Genomic DNA, 14,976 nt, shown 5'->3' on the forward strand with positions numbered 1-14,976 from the left:
TAGCAGACCATGGCACGTGTCAAACGTGGTGTAACCACCAAGGCGAAGCACAAGCGGATTCTGGATCAGGCGAAGGGCTATTATGGCCGTCGCAAGAACACCATCCGCATCGCGCGCCAGGCCGTCGAAAAGGCCGGCCAATACGCCTATCGCGACCGCAAGGTTAAGAAGCGCAGCTTCCGGGCTCTCTGGATTCAGCGCATCAACGCCGGCGTCCGCGCCGAGGGCCTGACCTATTCGCAGTTCATGCACGGGCTGAAGCTCGCCGGTATCGAACTGGACCGGAAGGTCCTGGCCGACATCGCGATGCACGAAGGTGAGGCGTTTACCGCCATCATCGCGCAGGCGAAGGCGGCTCTGCCCCAGGCCGCCTGAGGCAAGCCTGTAGCGACCGAATATGGGGCGCCGGTGGACATCCACCGGCGCCCTTTTTCTTGTCCCCCGAGAGGGTTCGACCGATGACGCTCCAGACCTGGTGGCTCTATGTCACCGCCGTGTTCCTGATCTCCGCGACGCCGGGGCCGAACATGCTTCACGTCATGGTGCAGAGCATCCATCACGGCGCGCGCCGGTCGGTTGCGTCGATGGCGGGGCTGATGACCGCGAACCTCGTCTGTCTGCTCGCCTCAGCCGCCGGACTGGGCGCGCTGCTCAAGGCGTCACCGGTGCTGTTCGATGCGCTGCGCTATGCCGGGGTCGGCTATCTGGTGTGGCTGGGGATCAAGGCGTGGCGGGCGCCGGTCGGCGGCGATGCCGACGCGGAGAAGCCTGCCCCGCCTTCCCTCCCCGCAATGTTCGGGGCCGGGCTCGGCACCGGATTTTCTAATCCCAAGCTGATCATCTTCGCCGCCGCGCTATTCCCGCAGTTTATCGACACCAACGCGCCGTTCGCGCCACAGCTCGCAACCCTGATCGTCAGCTTTGCCGCGATCGAGGCATTCTGGTTCAGCATGTACGCGTTGGGCGGGCGGTCGCTGTCCGCCTGGCTCGCGCCTGCCAACCGTCAGCGGCTGTTCAACCGGGTGACCGGCGGCGTGTTCGTCGCGTTCGGCATCGCTTTGCTGGGCAGTCGGGCTTGACCTTCGCGCCCGTCTGCGGTTCGGGCCAATAGACCAATGAACGGAAATTCGATGACCGATCTCGACCAACTCAAGGCCGACCTTCTCGCCGCGATCGACGCGGCTGCCGGCGTCGACGCGCTGGAGGCCGTGCGCGTGCATGCGCTGGGCAAGCAGGGTGCCGTCACGGGCCTGCTCAAGACACTCGGCGGGATGTCACCGGAAGAGCGGCAGGAGACCGGCCCGCGCATTCACGGCCTGCGCGAAGTGGTGACCGAGGCGATCGCGGTGCGGAAGGCGACGCTCGAATCCGCGGCGCTCGAGGCGAAGCTCGCCAGCGAGACGCTCGACATGACGCTGCCGGTCGATAGCGTGCCCGCCGGCACCGTCCACCCGATCAGCCAGGTGATGGACGAGCTCGCCGAAATCTTCGCTGATATGGGCTTTGCCGTCGCGACCGGGCCGGAGATCGAGGACGACTGGCACAATTTCACCGCGCTCAACATTCCGGAGACGCATCCGGCGCGCGCGATGCACGACACCTTCTACCTCGCCGGCGAGCATGAGCGGCCCATGGTGCTGCGCACGCACACCAGCCCCGTGCAGATCCGCACCATGACCAGCCAGACGCCGCCGATCCGCATCATCGCGCCGGGCCGCGTCTATCGCAGCGACAGCGACGCGACCCACACGCCGATGTTCCACCAGATCGAGGGGCTGGTGATCGACAAGGGGATCACGCTCGGCCACCTCAAATGGACGCTGGAGACCTTTCTCAAGGCCTATTTCGAGCGTGACGACATCGTGCTGCGTCTGCGCCCGAGCTATTTCCCATTCACCGAGCCGAGCGCGGAGGTCGATGTCGGCTTCACCTGGATCAACGGCAAGCGCGTGATCGGCGGCAGCGGCGATGCCGAGGGCGGCGGCTGGATGGAGGTGCTGGGCAGCGGCATGGTCCACCGCCGGGTGATCGAGGCATGCGGGCTGGACCCGGATGAATGGCAGGGCTTTGCCTTCGGCACCGGGGTCGATCGCCTCGCGATGCTCAAATATGGGATGGACGATTTGCGCGCATTCTTCGACGGCGACCTGCGCTGGCTGAAGCATTACGGCTTCTCGGCACTCGACGTGCCCACGCTGTCGGGGGAGTTGGCGCATGAAGTTCACGCTGAGCTGGCTCAAGGAGCATCTCGACACCGATGCCTCGCTGACCGACGTCCTCGATGCCCTGAACCGCATCGGGCATGAGGTCGAGGGCGTGGAGAATCCCGGCGCGGCGCTGGCCGCGTTCAAGGTCGCGCGCGTGCTGACCGCCGAGCGGCATCCGCAGGCCGACAAGCTGCAGGTGCTGACCGTCGATGCCGGAGACGGCGCGCCGCTGCAGATCGTGTGCGGCGCGCCCAATGCCCGCGCTGGCCTCGTCGGCGTGCTCGGCCTGCCCGGCGCAACGGTGCCCGCCAACGGCATGGTGCTGAAGGTCGCGGCGGTGCGCGGCGTCGAATCGAACGGCATGATGTGTTCCAGCCGCGAGCTGGAGCTGGGCGACGATCATGACGGCATCATCGAACTGCCCGAGGATGCGCCGGTCGGCACGGCGTTCCCGGATTATGCCGGGCTCGACGATCCGGTGATCGACGTGTCGATCACGCCCAACCGTCAGGATTGCATGGGCGTACGTGGCATTGCCCGCGACCTTGCCGCTGCGGGTCTCGGCACGTTGAAGCCGCTCGACGCCACCCCGGTTCCCGCCAGTGGGCCGGGGCCGGAGGTGCGGATCGAGGCACCCGAAGGCTGCCCTGCCTATTTCGGCCAGACCGTCAGTGGCGTCACTAACAGTGCCGCGCCCGACTGGATGCAGCGCCGGTTGAAGGCGATCGGCCAGCGCCCGATCAGCGCGCTGGTCGACATCACCAACTATGTGATGATTGACCTCGGCCGCCCGCTCCACGTCTATGACAAGGCGAAGCTCAGCGGTGCGCTGACCGTGCGCAAGGCAAAGCCGGGCGAGCAGGTGCTGGCGCTCAACGAAAAGACCTACACGCTCGACGAGACGATCACGGTGATCGCGGACGATAATGGCGTCCACGATATCGGTGGGATCATGGGCGGCGAGGACACCGGCGTGTCGGAAACGACCACCGACGTCGTGATCGAATGCGCCTATTTCGAGCCGGAGGCGATTGCGCGAGCGGGGCAGAAGCTGCTGCTCACTTCGGACGCCCGCACCCGGTTCGAGCGCGGCGTCGATCCCGAGTTCCTTGACGACGGCATCGCCATCGCCGCGCGGCTGGTGACGCAGATCTGCGGCGGAACCGCGAGCGAAGTGACGCGCGCGGGCACGGTGCCGAAAGTCGGCATCACCACCGGCTATGACCCGCGTCTCGCCGAGACGCTGGGTGGCATGGCGATCCCGGCAGAGCGGCAGCGCGACATCCTCGAATCGCTGGGCTTCACCGTCCAGCCGCTCGACGCCAATGGCGACCCGTGTGAGCTGGACGACGCGTGCGACGGCTTCCGCGTCACCGCCCCCAGTTGGCGGCGCGACGTCGACGGCCCCGCCGATCTGGTCGAGGAAGTGATCCGGATCGAGGGGATCGACAAGGTCCCCTCCACCCCCCTCCCCGCGCGCCCGGCGTCGCCAAGCCGACCGCGACGCCCGAGCAGAAGCTGGAACGCCGCATCCGCCGCACCGCCGCCGCACGCGGCCTCAACGAAGCGGTGACGTGGAGCTTCATCTCCGAGAGCGAGGCGCAAGCGGTCGGTGGCGGCGCATGGACGCTCGCCAACCCGATCAGCGAAGACCTGAAGGTCATGCGCCCCTCGCTGCTGCCCGGCCTGATGATGGCGGCGGCGCGCAATGTGAAGCGCGGCGCGACGAGCGTGCGCCTGTTCGAACTCGGCCGCCGCTATCTGGCCGATGGCGAGAAGCTGACGCTCACCGTCCTGCTCACGGGCGACCGCAGCCCGCGCGGCTGGGCGAACGGCAAGGCGCAGCCCTTCGGCGCGTTCGATGCCAAGGGTGAGGCACTGGCACTGCTCGAAGCCGCCGGCGCGCCGGTCGGCAACCTTCAGGTGATGGGCGAAGCGGGTGCGGCCTGGCATCCCGGCCAGTCGGCGACGCTGCGGCTGGGTCCGAAGACAGTGCTCGCCGCATTCGGCATGCTCCACCCGAGCCTGACCAAGCGCTTCGACCTCGACGGCCCGGTCGCCGCGGTCGAGATGTTCCTCGACGCGATCCCGACCAAGCGCGCGACCGGCTTCGCCCGTCCGGCCTACACGCCCCCGGCGTTGCAGGCGGTGACGCGCGATTTCGCGTTCATCGTGCCGAGCACGCTGGCGGCGGGCGATCTGGTCCGCGCGGTCAAGGGTGCGGACAAAGCCAGCATCACCGACGCCCGCCTGTTCGACCTGTTCACCGGCGCGGGCGTCGAGGACGGCAAGAAGAGCCTCGCGGTCGAAGTGACGCTGCAACCGGGCGAAAAGAGCTTCACCGACGCGGAGATCAAGGCGGTGGCCGACAAGGTCGTCGCGGCGGCAGCAAAGCTGGGCGCGAGCCTGCGCGGCTGAACCTTGCCCGCTACCCGGCTAGCGGTCGGGTAGCGGTGGCGCGCCGCCGTCTGCGCCACGTCCATGCGGCCAGGAACAGGCCGCCCAGTATCCCGATTGCATAGCTAGCGCTATGCGCGAAGCCGACGGTTAGAAAGGCGACGTGGCGGTCTTCCGGAACACGGGCCGCCATCTCGCCGACGAGCCAAATGGCACCCTGCGCGGCGAGTAGCGCCCCGACTATGCCGCCGACCGCTGCCCCGCCAGCGCTTACCAGCATGAGCCGGACGATCCCGGCGCGCACGTCATTGACTCTGAGCTTTGGAGCACGGCCCACTCGCGCAGCCAACGCAAGCAGGATCCCGAGGATCAGGCCGACCCACCAAGTTGCGATGACGCCCCAGCCGATCGCGAGAAGAAACGGTGAGTCCGTGGCAAAGACCGGTGGATGCCCGATCGTGAAATACTCGACGCACACATGCGCGGTCACCTGATCGTGCAGGATACCGTAAACGACCGCCGCCAAGATCGCGAAGAGGATGATTTTCAGCGATTCCATGATGCTCTCGGTGGGCGATCATTGCAGCGTGTCGGACGAATGACCATAGGGCGTGGGTCTCCAGCGAAAGGACCCGGACCATGCCAACCGTACTCATCACCGGCGCGACAGCAGGGATCGGCGAAGCGGCGGTGCATGCCTTTGCCGATTCTGGCTGGCATGTCGTTGCGACGGGTCGCCGGGCGGACCGGCTGGCGGCGCTGAAGAGCGACGGCGTCCACACGCTCGAATTCGACATTCGCGACGAGGCTGCGCGGGATGCCGCGCTGGCATCGCTGCCCGAACCGTTTGCCGACATCGATCTGCTGATCAACAATGCGGGGCTCGCCCGGGGCCTTGAGAAGGCGCAGCAGGCCGATCTCGATAACTGGAAGACGATGGTCGACACCAACGTCACTGCGATGATGTCGATCACCCACAAGTTGCTGCCGATGCTGATCGAACGGCGCGGCGCGATCATCAATCTCGGCTCGGTCGCGGGCAGCTATGTCTATCCGGCCGGCAATGTCTATGCCGGGACCAAGGCGTTCGTGAATCATTTCAGCCTCGCGCTGCGTGCCGATCTGCACGGCACCGGGGTCCGTGTGACCTCGATCGAGCCGGGGATGGTCGAGACCGAGTTCATGACCGTGCGCACCGGCGGCGACAAGACTGCGTCCGACCGGCTCTATGCGGGCGTCCATCCAATGACCGCCGAGGACATCGCCGAAACCCTGCTCTGGGTCGCGACCCTGCCGCCGCACCTCAACATCAACCGGCTCGAACTGATGCCGGTGAACCAGGATTTCGCCGGCTTTGCGGTGCATCGCGAGGCGTAGGACGAGTCCCGCGACGGGATCGGCCGCGTCGCGCCCCTTGCCATCGCGGCGTTAACCAATAGCCTGTCCGCCGGGGGGCAGGTGATGGAGTCGATCGATCCCGGCAATGCATGCGCTGCGTTCGGCGAGGACGATCTCGTCGAGCTGCTCGCCATCGCCGAATTCCATGAGGACGCGGGCAGCGTGCTGATGAACCTCGCCAAACAGGCGGGGAAACAGGCCGATTCCATCATCGAGTGGCTCCCCGACGACTGGGAGGCCAAGCTGCAGGGGATGCTCGATCTGGCGCTGCGCCAGAGCTATGCTTTCGCGTTCCGCACCAACAAGTCCAACCGTCGCGCGCCCGGCGACACGCGGCCGGTGAAGAATAGCGAGGGGTTTCACCGCTTCGCCGCCGGGTTCACCGGCGCGATCGGCGGGTTGGGCGGGGTCGGCACCACGCTGGCCGACCTTGCGGTTACCACCACGCTGATCCTGCGATCTATCCAGCAGATCGCGGCGCATTATGGCGAGGATATCGACGATCCGGAGGTGCGCGCGCAGTGTATCGCGGTGTTCGGCCTGGGCGGCCCGCTCAGCGACGACGACGCGACCGATACCGGGCTGTGGGCCGGACGCATCGCGCTCAGCCATCAATCGGTGTCGGGCGTGATCGGCGCGGTGGTGCCACGGCTGGGGCGGACGATGGGCCAGACGATCGCCGCACGCGCCGCCCCGGTGGTCAGCGCCGCGACCGGGGCGGCGATCAACACCGTCTTCACCCGCTACTATCAGAAGATGGCGCACGTCCATTTCCGCCTGCGCCGGATCGAGCGCCGCCACCCGCGAGAGGAGGTGATGGCGTGCTTTGAGCGGATCGTGATGATGGAGCGCGCGCGGCGGCGATCCAAGAAGCGGCGGGGGTGAGACCCCTCGATTCACGCGCCACTTGCCGCTAGAGGGCCGCGATGCCCGAAAATGTGATTCCCGATCGTCGCACCTTCGCGATCATCTCCCACCCTGACGCCGGCAAGACCACGCTGACCGAAAAGCTGCTGCTGTTCGGCGGCGCGATCCATCTTGCCGGCGAAGTGAAGGCACGCGGCCAGGCGCGACGCGCACGGTCGGACTGGATGAAGATCGAACAGCAGCGCGGGATTTCGGTCACCTCATCGGTGATGACGTTCGAGCGCGACGGCATCACCTTCAATCTGCTCGACACGCCGGGGCACGAGGATTTCAGCGAGGATACCTATCGCACGCTGACTGCGGTCGATTCGGCGGTGATGGTGATCGACGCCGCCAAGGGCATCGAAAGCCAGACACGCAAGCTGTTCGAAGTGTGCCGGCTGCGCAACGTGCCGATCATCACCTTCGTCAACAAGGTCGACCGCGAGGGCCGTGAGATGTTCGAGATCCTCGACGAGATCGCCGACCTGCTCGCGCTCGACGTCGCGCCGATGACCTGGCCGGTCGGCATGGGCGGCCAGTTCGAGGGGATTTACGACCTGGTCGACCATCGCCTGCTGCTTCCCGAGGGAGACAGCCGCGAATTTCAGGGCAAGGTGGTGCAGACCAGTGGCCTCGACGACCCCCAGCTCGACACGCTGATCTCGGCGCAGACGCTCGCCAAGGTTCGCGAGGAAGCCGAGCTGGGGCTGGCGGGCTATGCGACGTTCGATGGCGACGCCTATCGCAATGGCGATCTGACCCCGGTCTATTTCGGGTCAGCGCTCAAGGAATTCGGGGTCGATTCGCTGATCGACGCGCTCGCGGCCCATGCCCCGCCCCCGCACGCTTTGCCCGCCGAACCCGCGCCAGTCGCGCCGGACAATCCCGAAGTCACCGGATTCGTGTTCAAGGTGCAGGCGAACATGGATCCCAACCACCGCGACCGAATCGCGTTCATGCGGCTGGTGTCGGGCACCTTCAAGCGCGGCATGAAACTGACTCCGAGCGGGCACGGCAAGCCGATCGCGATCCATTCGCCGATCATGTTCTTCGCCCAGCAGCGCGAACTGGCGGACGAGGCGTTTCCGGGCGACATCATCGGGATTCCCAACCACGGCACGCTGCGCGTCGGCGATACGCTGAGCGAAAAGGCGGCGGTGCGCTTTACCGGCCTGCCCAATTTCGCGCCGGAAATCCTGCGCCGCGTGGTGCTGAAGGATCCGACCAAGACCAAGCAGCTGCGCAAGGCGCTCGACGACCTGTCCGAAGAGGGCGTGATCCAGGTCTTTTACCCGGATATCGGCTCGAACTGGATCATCGGCGTGGTCGGCCAGCTTCAGCTCGAAGTGCTACTCAGTCGCCTCGATGCCGAATATAAGGTCGGCGCAAACCTTGAGCCGGCACCGTTCGACACGGCGCGCTGGGTCGGCGGCGAGGCGGGCGATGTGAAGGAATTCATGGACCTCAACCGCACCGCAATGGCCAAGGACCGCGACGGCAACCCGGTGTTCCTCGCCAAATCGGCGTGGGAAGTCGGCTATATCGCCGACCGCTATTCCAAAGTGAAGTTCATGGCGACACGCGAGCGGTAGGGATTTGCGCCCCTGCGAAAGCAGGACACCAGAGTTTCAACCCGAATCGCCTGTAGCTCTGGGTTCCTGCTTTCGCAGGAACACAAGTTTACGTCACTCCGGACGCGCGCGCGCCTGCGGATAGGTGCCAAGCACACGCATCGACTTGGTGTGGAACTTGAGTTCCTCCAGCGCGCGATCGACTGCGGCGTCGCCGGGACGACCCACGATGTCGGCATAGAATTCCGTCGCCGCGAAGCTGCCGCCGCGCTGGTAGCTTTCCAGCTTGGTCATGTTTACCCCATTGGTCGCGAAGCCGCCCAGCGCCTTGTACAGCGCGGCGGGCACGTTCTTCACCTCGAACACGAACGTGGTCATGTACGGCCCGTGATCGCGCAGCGGCGGCGCACTGCGCGAGAGCATCACGAAACGGGTCATGTTGTGATCGGCGTCGGCGACGTCGTTGTCGAAGATCGTCAGACCATAGAGCGGCGCAGCGCCCGGCGGGGCGAGCGCGGCCACGGCGGGATCGCCCTCCTCCGCCACCACCGCCGCCGCCCCGGCGGTATCGGGGTAGGAGAGCGGTGCGATCCCCTGAGCCTTCAGCCAGTGGCGGCACTGGCCCAGCGCCTGCGGATGGCTCATCGCCTGACGCACCCCGGCGCGCGCGCCCAGTCCCATCAGCGCGTAGCGGATCGGCAGGAAATGCTCGCCGATGATGACCAGGCCCGATTCGGGCAGCAGGAAATGGATGTCGGCGACCCGCCCGTGCAGCGAATTTTCGATCGGGATCATCGCGCAATCGGCGCGCCCGTCGCGCACCGCGTCGATCGCATCCTCAAAGCTGAAGCAGGGGAGCGGCAGCCCGGTCGGGAAGGCCTCCAGCGCAGCCATGTGCGAATTTGCGCCCGGCGCGCCCTGGAACGCGACCGCGCGTTTGGGCTCGGCCAGAGCGGCCTGCGTCATCCGTTCGACGATCGGGCGGGCGGGGGCGGCGAAATTGTCCATCGGCGCGCGCGTAACCGCGCGATCAACTTGCGGCAAGCCCGGGTTGCGGGGATCAAAAGGCCACACTAAAGAACCCGGCCAAGATCAACACGGGGCAGAACGGGCGCACATGGACAATCGCATGAACACGATCGCAGGCTGGGTCCTGTTCGGCTGTGCCTCTGCCCTCGGCCTCTCGATCGCCAGCGGCATGATCTATCATGGTGGAAAGCCCGAGAAGGAAGGCTATCCGGTCGAGAGCGCGGACGGCCCGGAGGGCGGCAGCGGTGCCGCTGCGGTCGAGCCGATCGCCAACCGCCTGGCCAAGGCCGATGTCGCCAAGGGTCAGGCATCGTTCGCCAAATGCGCGGCATGTCATTCGATCACCCAGGGCGGTGCGAATGGCGTGGGGCCGAATCTGTGGGCGTCGATGGGCAAGCCGCACGGCCATGTCGCCGGATTCGCCTATTCCGACGCGCTCAAGGCGGTTCCGGGCAACTGGACGTTCGAGGCGATGGACGCATGGCTCGCCAGCCCGCGCAAATATGCCGCCGGCACCAAGATGACCTTTGCCGGCCTGTCCGATCCGCAGGAACGCGCGAACGTGATCGCCTATATGAACGCGCAGGGCTCGAACCTGCCTTTGCCAGCCCCCGAAGCGGCTCCGGCCGAGGGTGAGACAGAAGCTGGCAACGAAGTGACACCGACCGAACTGGGCAATGCCGGCACTCCGGCTTCTGGCGCACCCTCGGTCGATCCCGCCGCAGCCGCGGAAGCCGCGAAGAAGGAATAATTCGGCCTCGGGACTGGAACGCGAAAAGGGCGGCCTCAACGGGCCGCCCTTTTTCTTACTCCTCCCGGTCCTCCCAGAATTTCTGGACGATCTCCCATCCCTCCTCGGCGGTTTCGCAGAAGTGGAACAGGCCAAGGTCGCGAGGACTGATTACACCCTCCTCGACCAGCGCCTCGAAATTGACAACGCGGGTCCAGAAATCCTTGCCGTAGAACAGCACCGGGATCGGAGCGATCTTCCCGGTCTGGATCAGCGTCAGCAACTCGAACGATTCGTCGAACGTCCCGAACCCGCCGGGGAACACCGCGACCGCTCGCGCGCGGAGCAGGAAGTGCATCTTGCGCAGCGCGAAATAGTGGAACTGGAAGCTCAGTGACGGGGTCACATACTCATTCGGTGCCTGCTCATGCGGCAGCACGATATTGAGCCCGACCGACTCGCAGCCCTTTTCGGTCGCGCCGCGATTCGCCGCCTCCATGATCGAAGGCCCGCCGCCCGAGGTGACGACGAAATGGCGGTCGCCATTCTCGTCGAGCGGGTAGCAGCTGGCGAGTCCCGCCAGTTCGCGCGCGACATCGTAATATTTCGACTTCTCGATCAACCGCTCGGCGATTCGCCGCGACTGGTCATCGGTCGCCAGGTCGAGCAGCGCCTGCGCCTTGGCCGGCTCGGGAATCCGCGCCGATCCGTAGATGACGAACAGTGACGCGATGTTCGCCTCGTCCATCAACAGGCTGGGCTTCAACAGCTCGAGCTGGAACCGCACGGGACGCAGATCCTCACGCAACAGGAAGTCCATGTCCTGAAAGGCGAGGCGATAGGCCGGGTGTTCGGTCTGGGGGGTGGAGACGGCGGTCCGCGCGGTCTCCGCATCCTGGCTCGCGCGGGCAAAGACGCGCGACGGCACTTTCTTGTCTGTCATTGCGACGGGACTAGCCGGTTTCGCTTCGGACGCAAAGCGCCGAGCGTCAGCGGCAGAACGGCTTGCCGCCGAGGTCGAAATGGAAATGGTTTGCGTGCGCGCTGTTATAGTCGGGGCCCAGCACCGTGGTGAAGCGGCGACACGCCGAACGGTGCACGACGCGCAGGAACTCGCGCTCCTCCGCCGTCCCGCCGCTCCAATCGCCCAGCACGCTGATCTTGCGTCCATCACGCAAGACAAAGGCGGCGACATCGATCGCATTGCCAAGCCCATGTTCGGAAACCTTGAGCGACGACGCGGCACTCCCACCGACGATCCCCCGGCAGGAGTAGGTGCCATAGGTTTCGACCCGCACCAGCTCGCCATTCAATATCTCGCGCGCCGCCGGGACCGCCGCGTGGCGCATCCAGGCAATGAAATTGCGCGCCAGCGGGCAACGCATTGCCTTCAGCCCCGACACCGGGATCCCGACATCGATCAGCTGCACCGCGCCGATCACCATGCATCCGCCACCATAGTCGCGGTCGGGCAGCGGACTGAACCGCACCTCTGCGCGCGACAGATCGGCATAGCATTGCTGCGTCTCGCGGCTGGTCGGAATGTCGAGCGTCACCGGGCCGCGCGGGTCCGGGCGCACCGGCGCGCGCGACGGCGCTGCACGGTCGTCGTCACCGCCGAACACGCATCCGGCGAGCAACAGGGGAAAGCACAGGGTCAGGATTGCGCGCATGACCATGCCCCCCTGTAACCCATTGTGGTTAACCCGCGCTTATCCGCCCCACCCGGATTCCACCCGTTTCACCCGATACCGCTCTTTGCTTGACTTACCGCCCCCCATCGTTAGGGCCGCCGACGGGCCACGCGGTCCCAACGCCGCGCGTGCTCTCTGCGAGGAGAGACTGACATGACTGAGTTTGTTGCCGCCGACGCCGGAACTGCGTCCATCGCCAAGCCCGCCACGAAGCCGGCTCGCCCCCATTTCTCTTCGGGTCCCTGCGCCAAGCCTCCGGGCTGGGATGCCGCCAAGCTCGCGACCGAGGTTCTCGGTCGCTCGCACCGCTCGAAGCTCGGCAAGACCCGTCTCCAATACTGCATCGACCTGATGCGCGAGATGCTGCGCCTGCCCGACACGCACCGCATCGGCATCGTCCCCGGTTCCGACACCGGCGCGTTCGAGATGGCGATGTGGACGATGCTTGGTGCGCGGGGCGTCACGACGCTCGCCTGGGAATCGTTCGGCGAAGGCTGGGTCACCGACGCGGTCAAGCAGCTCAAGCTCGATCCGACGATCGTCCGCGCCGATTATGGCCAGCTGCCCGACCTGACTCAGGTCGATTTCGCCGACGACGTGCTGTTCACCTGGAACGGCACCACCAGCGGCGTGCGCGTACCCGATGGCGACTGGATCCCCGACGACCGCGAAGGGCTGACCTTCGCCGATTCGACCAGCGCGGTGTTCGCCTACGACCTGCCGTGGGACAAGATCGATGTCGCGACCTTCAGCTGGCAAAAGGTGCTGGGCGGCGAAGGCGGCCATGGCGTCCTGATCCTCGGCCCGCGCGCGGTGGAACGGCTGGAAAGCTACACCCCCGCCTGGCCGCTGCCCAAGGTGTTCCGCCTGATGGCCAAGGGCAAGCTGACCGAGGGCTTGTTCAAGGGCGAGACGATCAATACGCCGTCGATGCTGGCGGTCGAGGACGCGATCTTTGCGCTCGAATGGGCCAAGGGTCTCGGCGGGCTTGAAGGCCTGATCGCGCGCAGCGACGCCAATGCCGCCGCATTGCAGAAGCTGGTCGCGGAACGCGACTGGCTCGGCAATCTGGCTGCGGACGAAGCGGTCCGATCGACCACCAGCGTGTGCCTGACGGTCGAAGGGGCAGACGAAGCCTTCATCAAGAAGTTCGCGTCGCTGCTCGAAGCCGAGGACGCCGCCTATGACGTCGCCGGATACCGCGACGCTCCGGCGGGGCTGCGCATCTGGTGCGGCGCGACCGTGGACACCGCCGATATCGAGGCGCTCGGCCCCTGGCTCGACTGGGCCTACGCCACCGCCAAGGCGGGCTGACCTCTATAGCCCTCTCCCCTTCAGGGGAGAGGGTTGGGAGAGGGGCAGTCCCTCTCGAACATTCCATTTCAATTGACAGGGCCGGACGAGACACTGCCCCTCTCCCGGCCCTCTCCCCTGAAGGGGAGAGGGAGATAACAATGCCCAAGGTACTGATCAGCGACAAAATGGACCCCAAGGCCGCCCAGATCTTCCGCGAGCGCGGGGTCGAGGTGGACGAGATCACCGGCAAGACGCCGGAGGAGCTGAAGGCGATCATCGGCCAATATGATGGCCTCGCCATCCGTAGCTCGACCAAGGCGACCAAGGAGATCATCGACGCCGCGACTAATCTGAAGGTCATCGGCCGCGCCGGCATCGGCGTCGACAATGTCGACATCCCCTATGCGTCCTCGAAGGGCGTGGTGGTGATGAACACCCCGTTCGGCAATTCGATCACCACCGCCGAACACGCCATCGCGCTGATGTTCGCGCTCGCGCGCCAGCTGCCCGAGGCGAACGCCCAGACCCAGGCGGGAACCTGGCCCAAGAACGGCTTCATGGGCGTCGAGGTGACCGGCAAGACGCTGGGTCTGATCGGTGCGGGCAATATCGGGTCGATCGTCGCGGATCGCGCGCATGGCCTCCGCATGAAGGTGGTCGCATTCGACCCGTTCCTCAGCCCTGAGCGTGCGGTGGAAATGGGCGTGGAAAAGGTCGAGCTCGACACATTGCTCGCCCGCGCCGACTTCATCACGCTGCACACGCCGCTGACCGACCAGACGCGCAACATCCTGTCCAAGGAAAACCTGCTCAAGACCAAGAAGGGCGTGCGCATCATCAACTGCGCGCGCGGCGGGCTGATCGACGAGGCGGCGCTCAAGGAGCTGCTCGACAGCGGCCATGTCGCGGGCGCGGCGCTCGACGTGTTCGTGACCGAACCGGCCAAGGAACACGCGCTGTTCGGCACCCCCAACTTCGTCGCCACCCCACATCTGGGCGCGTCGACCAACGAGGCGCAGGTCAATGTCGCGATCCAGGTCGCCGAGCAGATGGCCGATTACCTCGTCAATGGCGGCGTCACCAACGCGCTCAACGTGCCGAGCCTGACCGCCGAGGAAGCGCCGCGGGTCAAGCCGTACATGGCGCTGGCCGAAAAGCTGGGCTCGCTCGTCGGCCAGCTCACCCATGGCGATATCCCGCGCGTGTCGGTGCATAGCGAGGGGGCGGCGACCGAGGTCAACCAGAAGCCGATCGTCAGCGCGGTGCTCGCCGGGTTCCTGCGCACCCAGACCGACACGGTCAACATGGTCAACGCCCCCTTCCTCGCCAAGGAGCGCGGGATCGAGGTGCGTGAGGTCAAGACCGAGAAGGAAGGCGATTACCACACGCTGATCCGCGTGTCGGTCAAGACCGATGCCGGTGAACGCTCGGTCGCGGGCACATTGTTCAACAACCGCGAGCCGCGGCTGGTCGAGCTGTTCGGGATCAAGGTCGAGGCCGATCTCGCCGGGCACATGCTCTATGTCGTCAACGCCGACGCCCCCGGCTTTATCGGCCGGATCGGCACCGCGCTGGGCGATGCCGGGGTCAATATCGGCACCTTCCACCTCGGCCGCCGCGATGCCGGTGGCGAAGCGGTGCTGCTGCTCTCGGTGGACGAGGCGGTTACGGCGGAACTGGTAGCGCAGGTTCGCGCGCTGCCGGGCGTCAAGACCGCCATGGCGCTCAAGTTCTGACGCGCTTAT

12 protein-coding genes and 2 pseudogenes are annotated in these 14,976 nt (G+C 66.1%); 10 read left to right on the top strand and 4 right to left on the bottom strand.

All coding sequences use genetic code 11. The features are described from left to right. Window positions 1-9 precede the first annotated feature (9 nt). The 4 genes and pseudogenes from rplT to pheT all read left to right on the top strand — a co-directional run bounded on the left by rplT (window position 10) and on the right by pheT (window position 4,625). Window positions 10-375 (top strand): 50S ribosomal protein L20, encoded by a 366-nt coding sequence (rplT, locus tag LRS12_RS06350; protein WP_145848216.1) that lies wholly within the window; start codon window positions 10-12, stop codon window positions 373-375. Between the two features lie 83 nt (window positions 376-458). Further along, window positions 459-1,079, top strand: a complete 621-nt coding sequence (locus LRS12_RS06355) for a LysE family translocator (protein ID WP_257843827.1) — start codon at window positions 459-461, stop codon at window positions 1,077-1,079. A 51-nt stretch (window positions 1,080-1,130) separates the two neighbouring features. Beyond that, a pseudogene (gene pheS / locus LRS12_RS06360) lies at window positions 1,131-2,204 on the top strand (phenylalanine--tRNA ligase subunit alpha); the annotation flags it as partial. 10 nt (window positions 2,205-2,214) lie between these two features. Beyond that, window positions 2,215-4,625 (top strand): annotated as a pseudogene (gene pheT, locus LRS12_RS06365) (phenylalanine--tRNA ligase subunit beta). A gap of 10 nt (window positions 4,626-4,635) precedes the next feature. On the opposite strand, the gene LRS12_RS06370 reads toward pheT, so the two are convergent. Then, window positions 4,636-5,163, bottom strand: coding sequence for a hypothetical protein (locus LRS12_RS06370; RefSeq protein ID WP_257843829.1), 528 nt, complete (start codon window positions 5,161-5,163; stop codon window positions 4,636-4,638). An 80-nt stretch (window positions 5,164-5,243) separates the two neighbouring features. Here LRS12_RS06370 and LRS12_RS06375 point away from each other — a divergent pair, with 80 nt between their 5' ends. From LRS12_RS06375 to LRS12_RS06385, 3 genes are all read left to right on the top strand, one after another. Next, window positions 5,244-5,981, top strand: coding sequence for an SDR family NAD(P)-dependent oxidoreductase (locus LRS12_RS06375; RefSeq protein ID WP_257843830.1), 738 nt, complete (start codon window positions 5,244-5,246; stop codon window positions 5,979-5,981). Between the two features lie 84 nt (window positions 5,982-6,065). Beyond that, window positions 6,066-6,887, top strand: coding sequence for an EcsC family protein (locus tag LRS12_RS06380; RefSeq protein WP_257843831.1), 822 nt, complete (start codon window positions 6,066-6,068; stop codon window positions 6,885-6,887). A gap of 41 nt (window positions 6,888-6,928) precedes the next feature. Beyond that, window positions 6,929-8,503, top strand: a complete 1,575-nt coding sequence (locus LRS12_RS06385; protein ID WP_257843832.1) for a peptide chain release factor 3 — start codon at window positions 6,929-6,931, stop codon at window positions 8,501-8,503. 93 nt (window positions 8,504-8,596) lie between these two features. On the opposite strand, the gene LRS12_RS06390 is transcribed toward LRS12_RS06385, so the two are convergent. After that, complete coding sequence (locus LRS12_RS06390; protein WP_257843833.1) at window positions 8,597-9,490, bottom strand: prephenate dehydratase; 894 nt, start codon at window positions 9,488-9,490, stop codon at window positions 8,597-8,599. Window positions 9,491-9,599: 109 nt separating this feature from the next. Between LRS12_RS06390 and LRS12_RS06395 the strand changes: the two genes are divergently transcribed. Beyond that, window positions 9,600-10,262, top strand: a complete 663-nt coding sequence (locus tag LRS12_RS06395) for a cytochrome c family protein (RefSeq protein ID WP_257843834.1) — start codon at window positions 9,600-9,602, stop codon at window positions 10,260-10,262. A 55-nt stretch (window positions 10,263-10,317) separates the two neighbouring features. Here the strand turns inward: LRS12_RS06395 and LRS12_RS06400 are convergent, their stop codons facing one another. Together LRS12_RS06400 and LRS12_RS06405 are read right to left on the bottom strand one after the other, a co-directional pair. Next, window positions 10,318-11,184: an LOG family protein gene (locus LRS12_RS06400; protein WP_257843835.1), complete on the bottom strand. Its 867-nt coding sequence runs from the start codon at window positions 11,182-11,184 to the stop codon at window positions 10,318-10,320. 46 nt (window positions 11,185-11,230) lie between these two features. After that, window positions 11,231-11,920, bottom strand: a complete 690-nt coding sequence (locus LRS12_RS06405; RefSeq protein ID WP_257843836.1) for an extensin family protein — start codon at window positions 11,918-11,920, stop codon at window positions 11,231-11,233. 168 nt (window positions 11,921-12,088) lie between these two features. Here LRS12_RS06405 and LRS12_RS06410 point away from each other — a divergent pair, with 168 nt between their 5' ends. Both LRS12_RS06410 and serA read left to right on the top strand, forming a co-directional pair. Next, window positions 12,089-13,249, top strand: a complete 1,161-nt coding sequence (locus tag LRS12_RS06410) for a phosphoserine transaminase (protein WP_257843837.1) — start codon at window positions 12,089-12,091, stop codon at window positions 13,247-13,249. A 140-nt stretch (window positions 13,250-13,389) separates the two neighbouring features. Next, window positions 13,390-14,967 (top strand): phosphoglycerate dehydrogenase, encoded by a 1,578-nt coding sequence (serA, locus tag LRS12_RS06415; RefSeq protein WP_257843838.1) that lies wholly within the window; start codon window positions 13,390-13,392, stop codon window positions 14,965-14,967. Window positions 14,968-14,976: the final 9 nt, after the last annotated feature.

It is taken from the genome of Sphingomonas sp. J344, assembly GCF_024700005.1.
Classification (GTDB): domain Bacteria; phylum Pseudomonadota; class Alphaproteobacteria; order Sphingomonadales; family Sphingomonadaceae; genus Sphingomonas.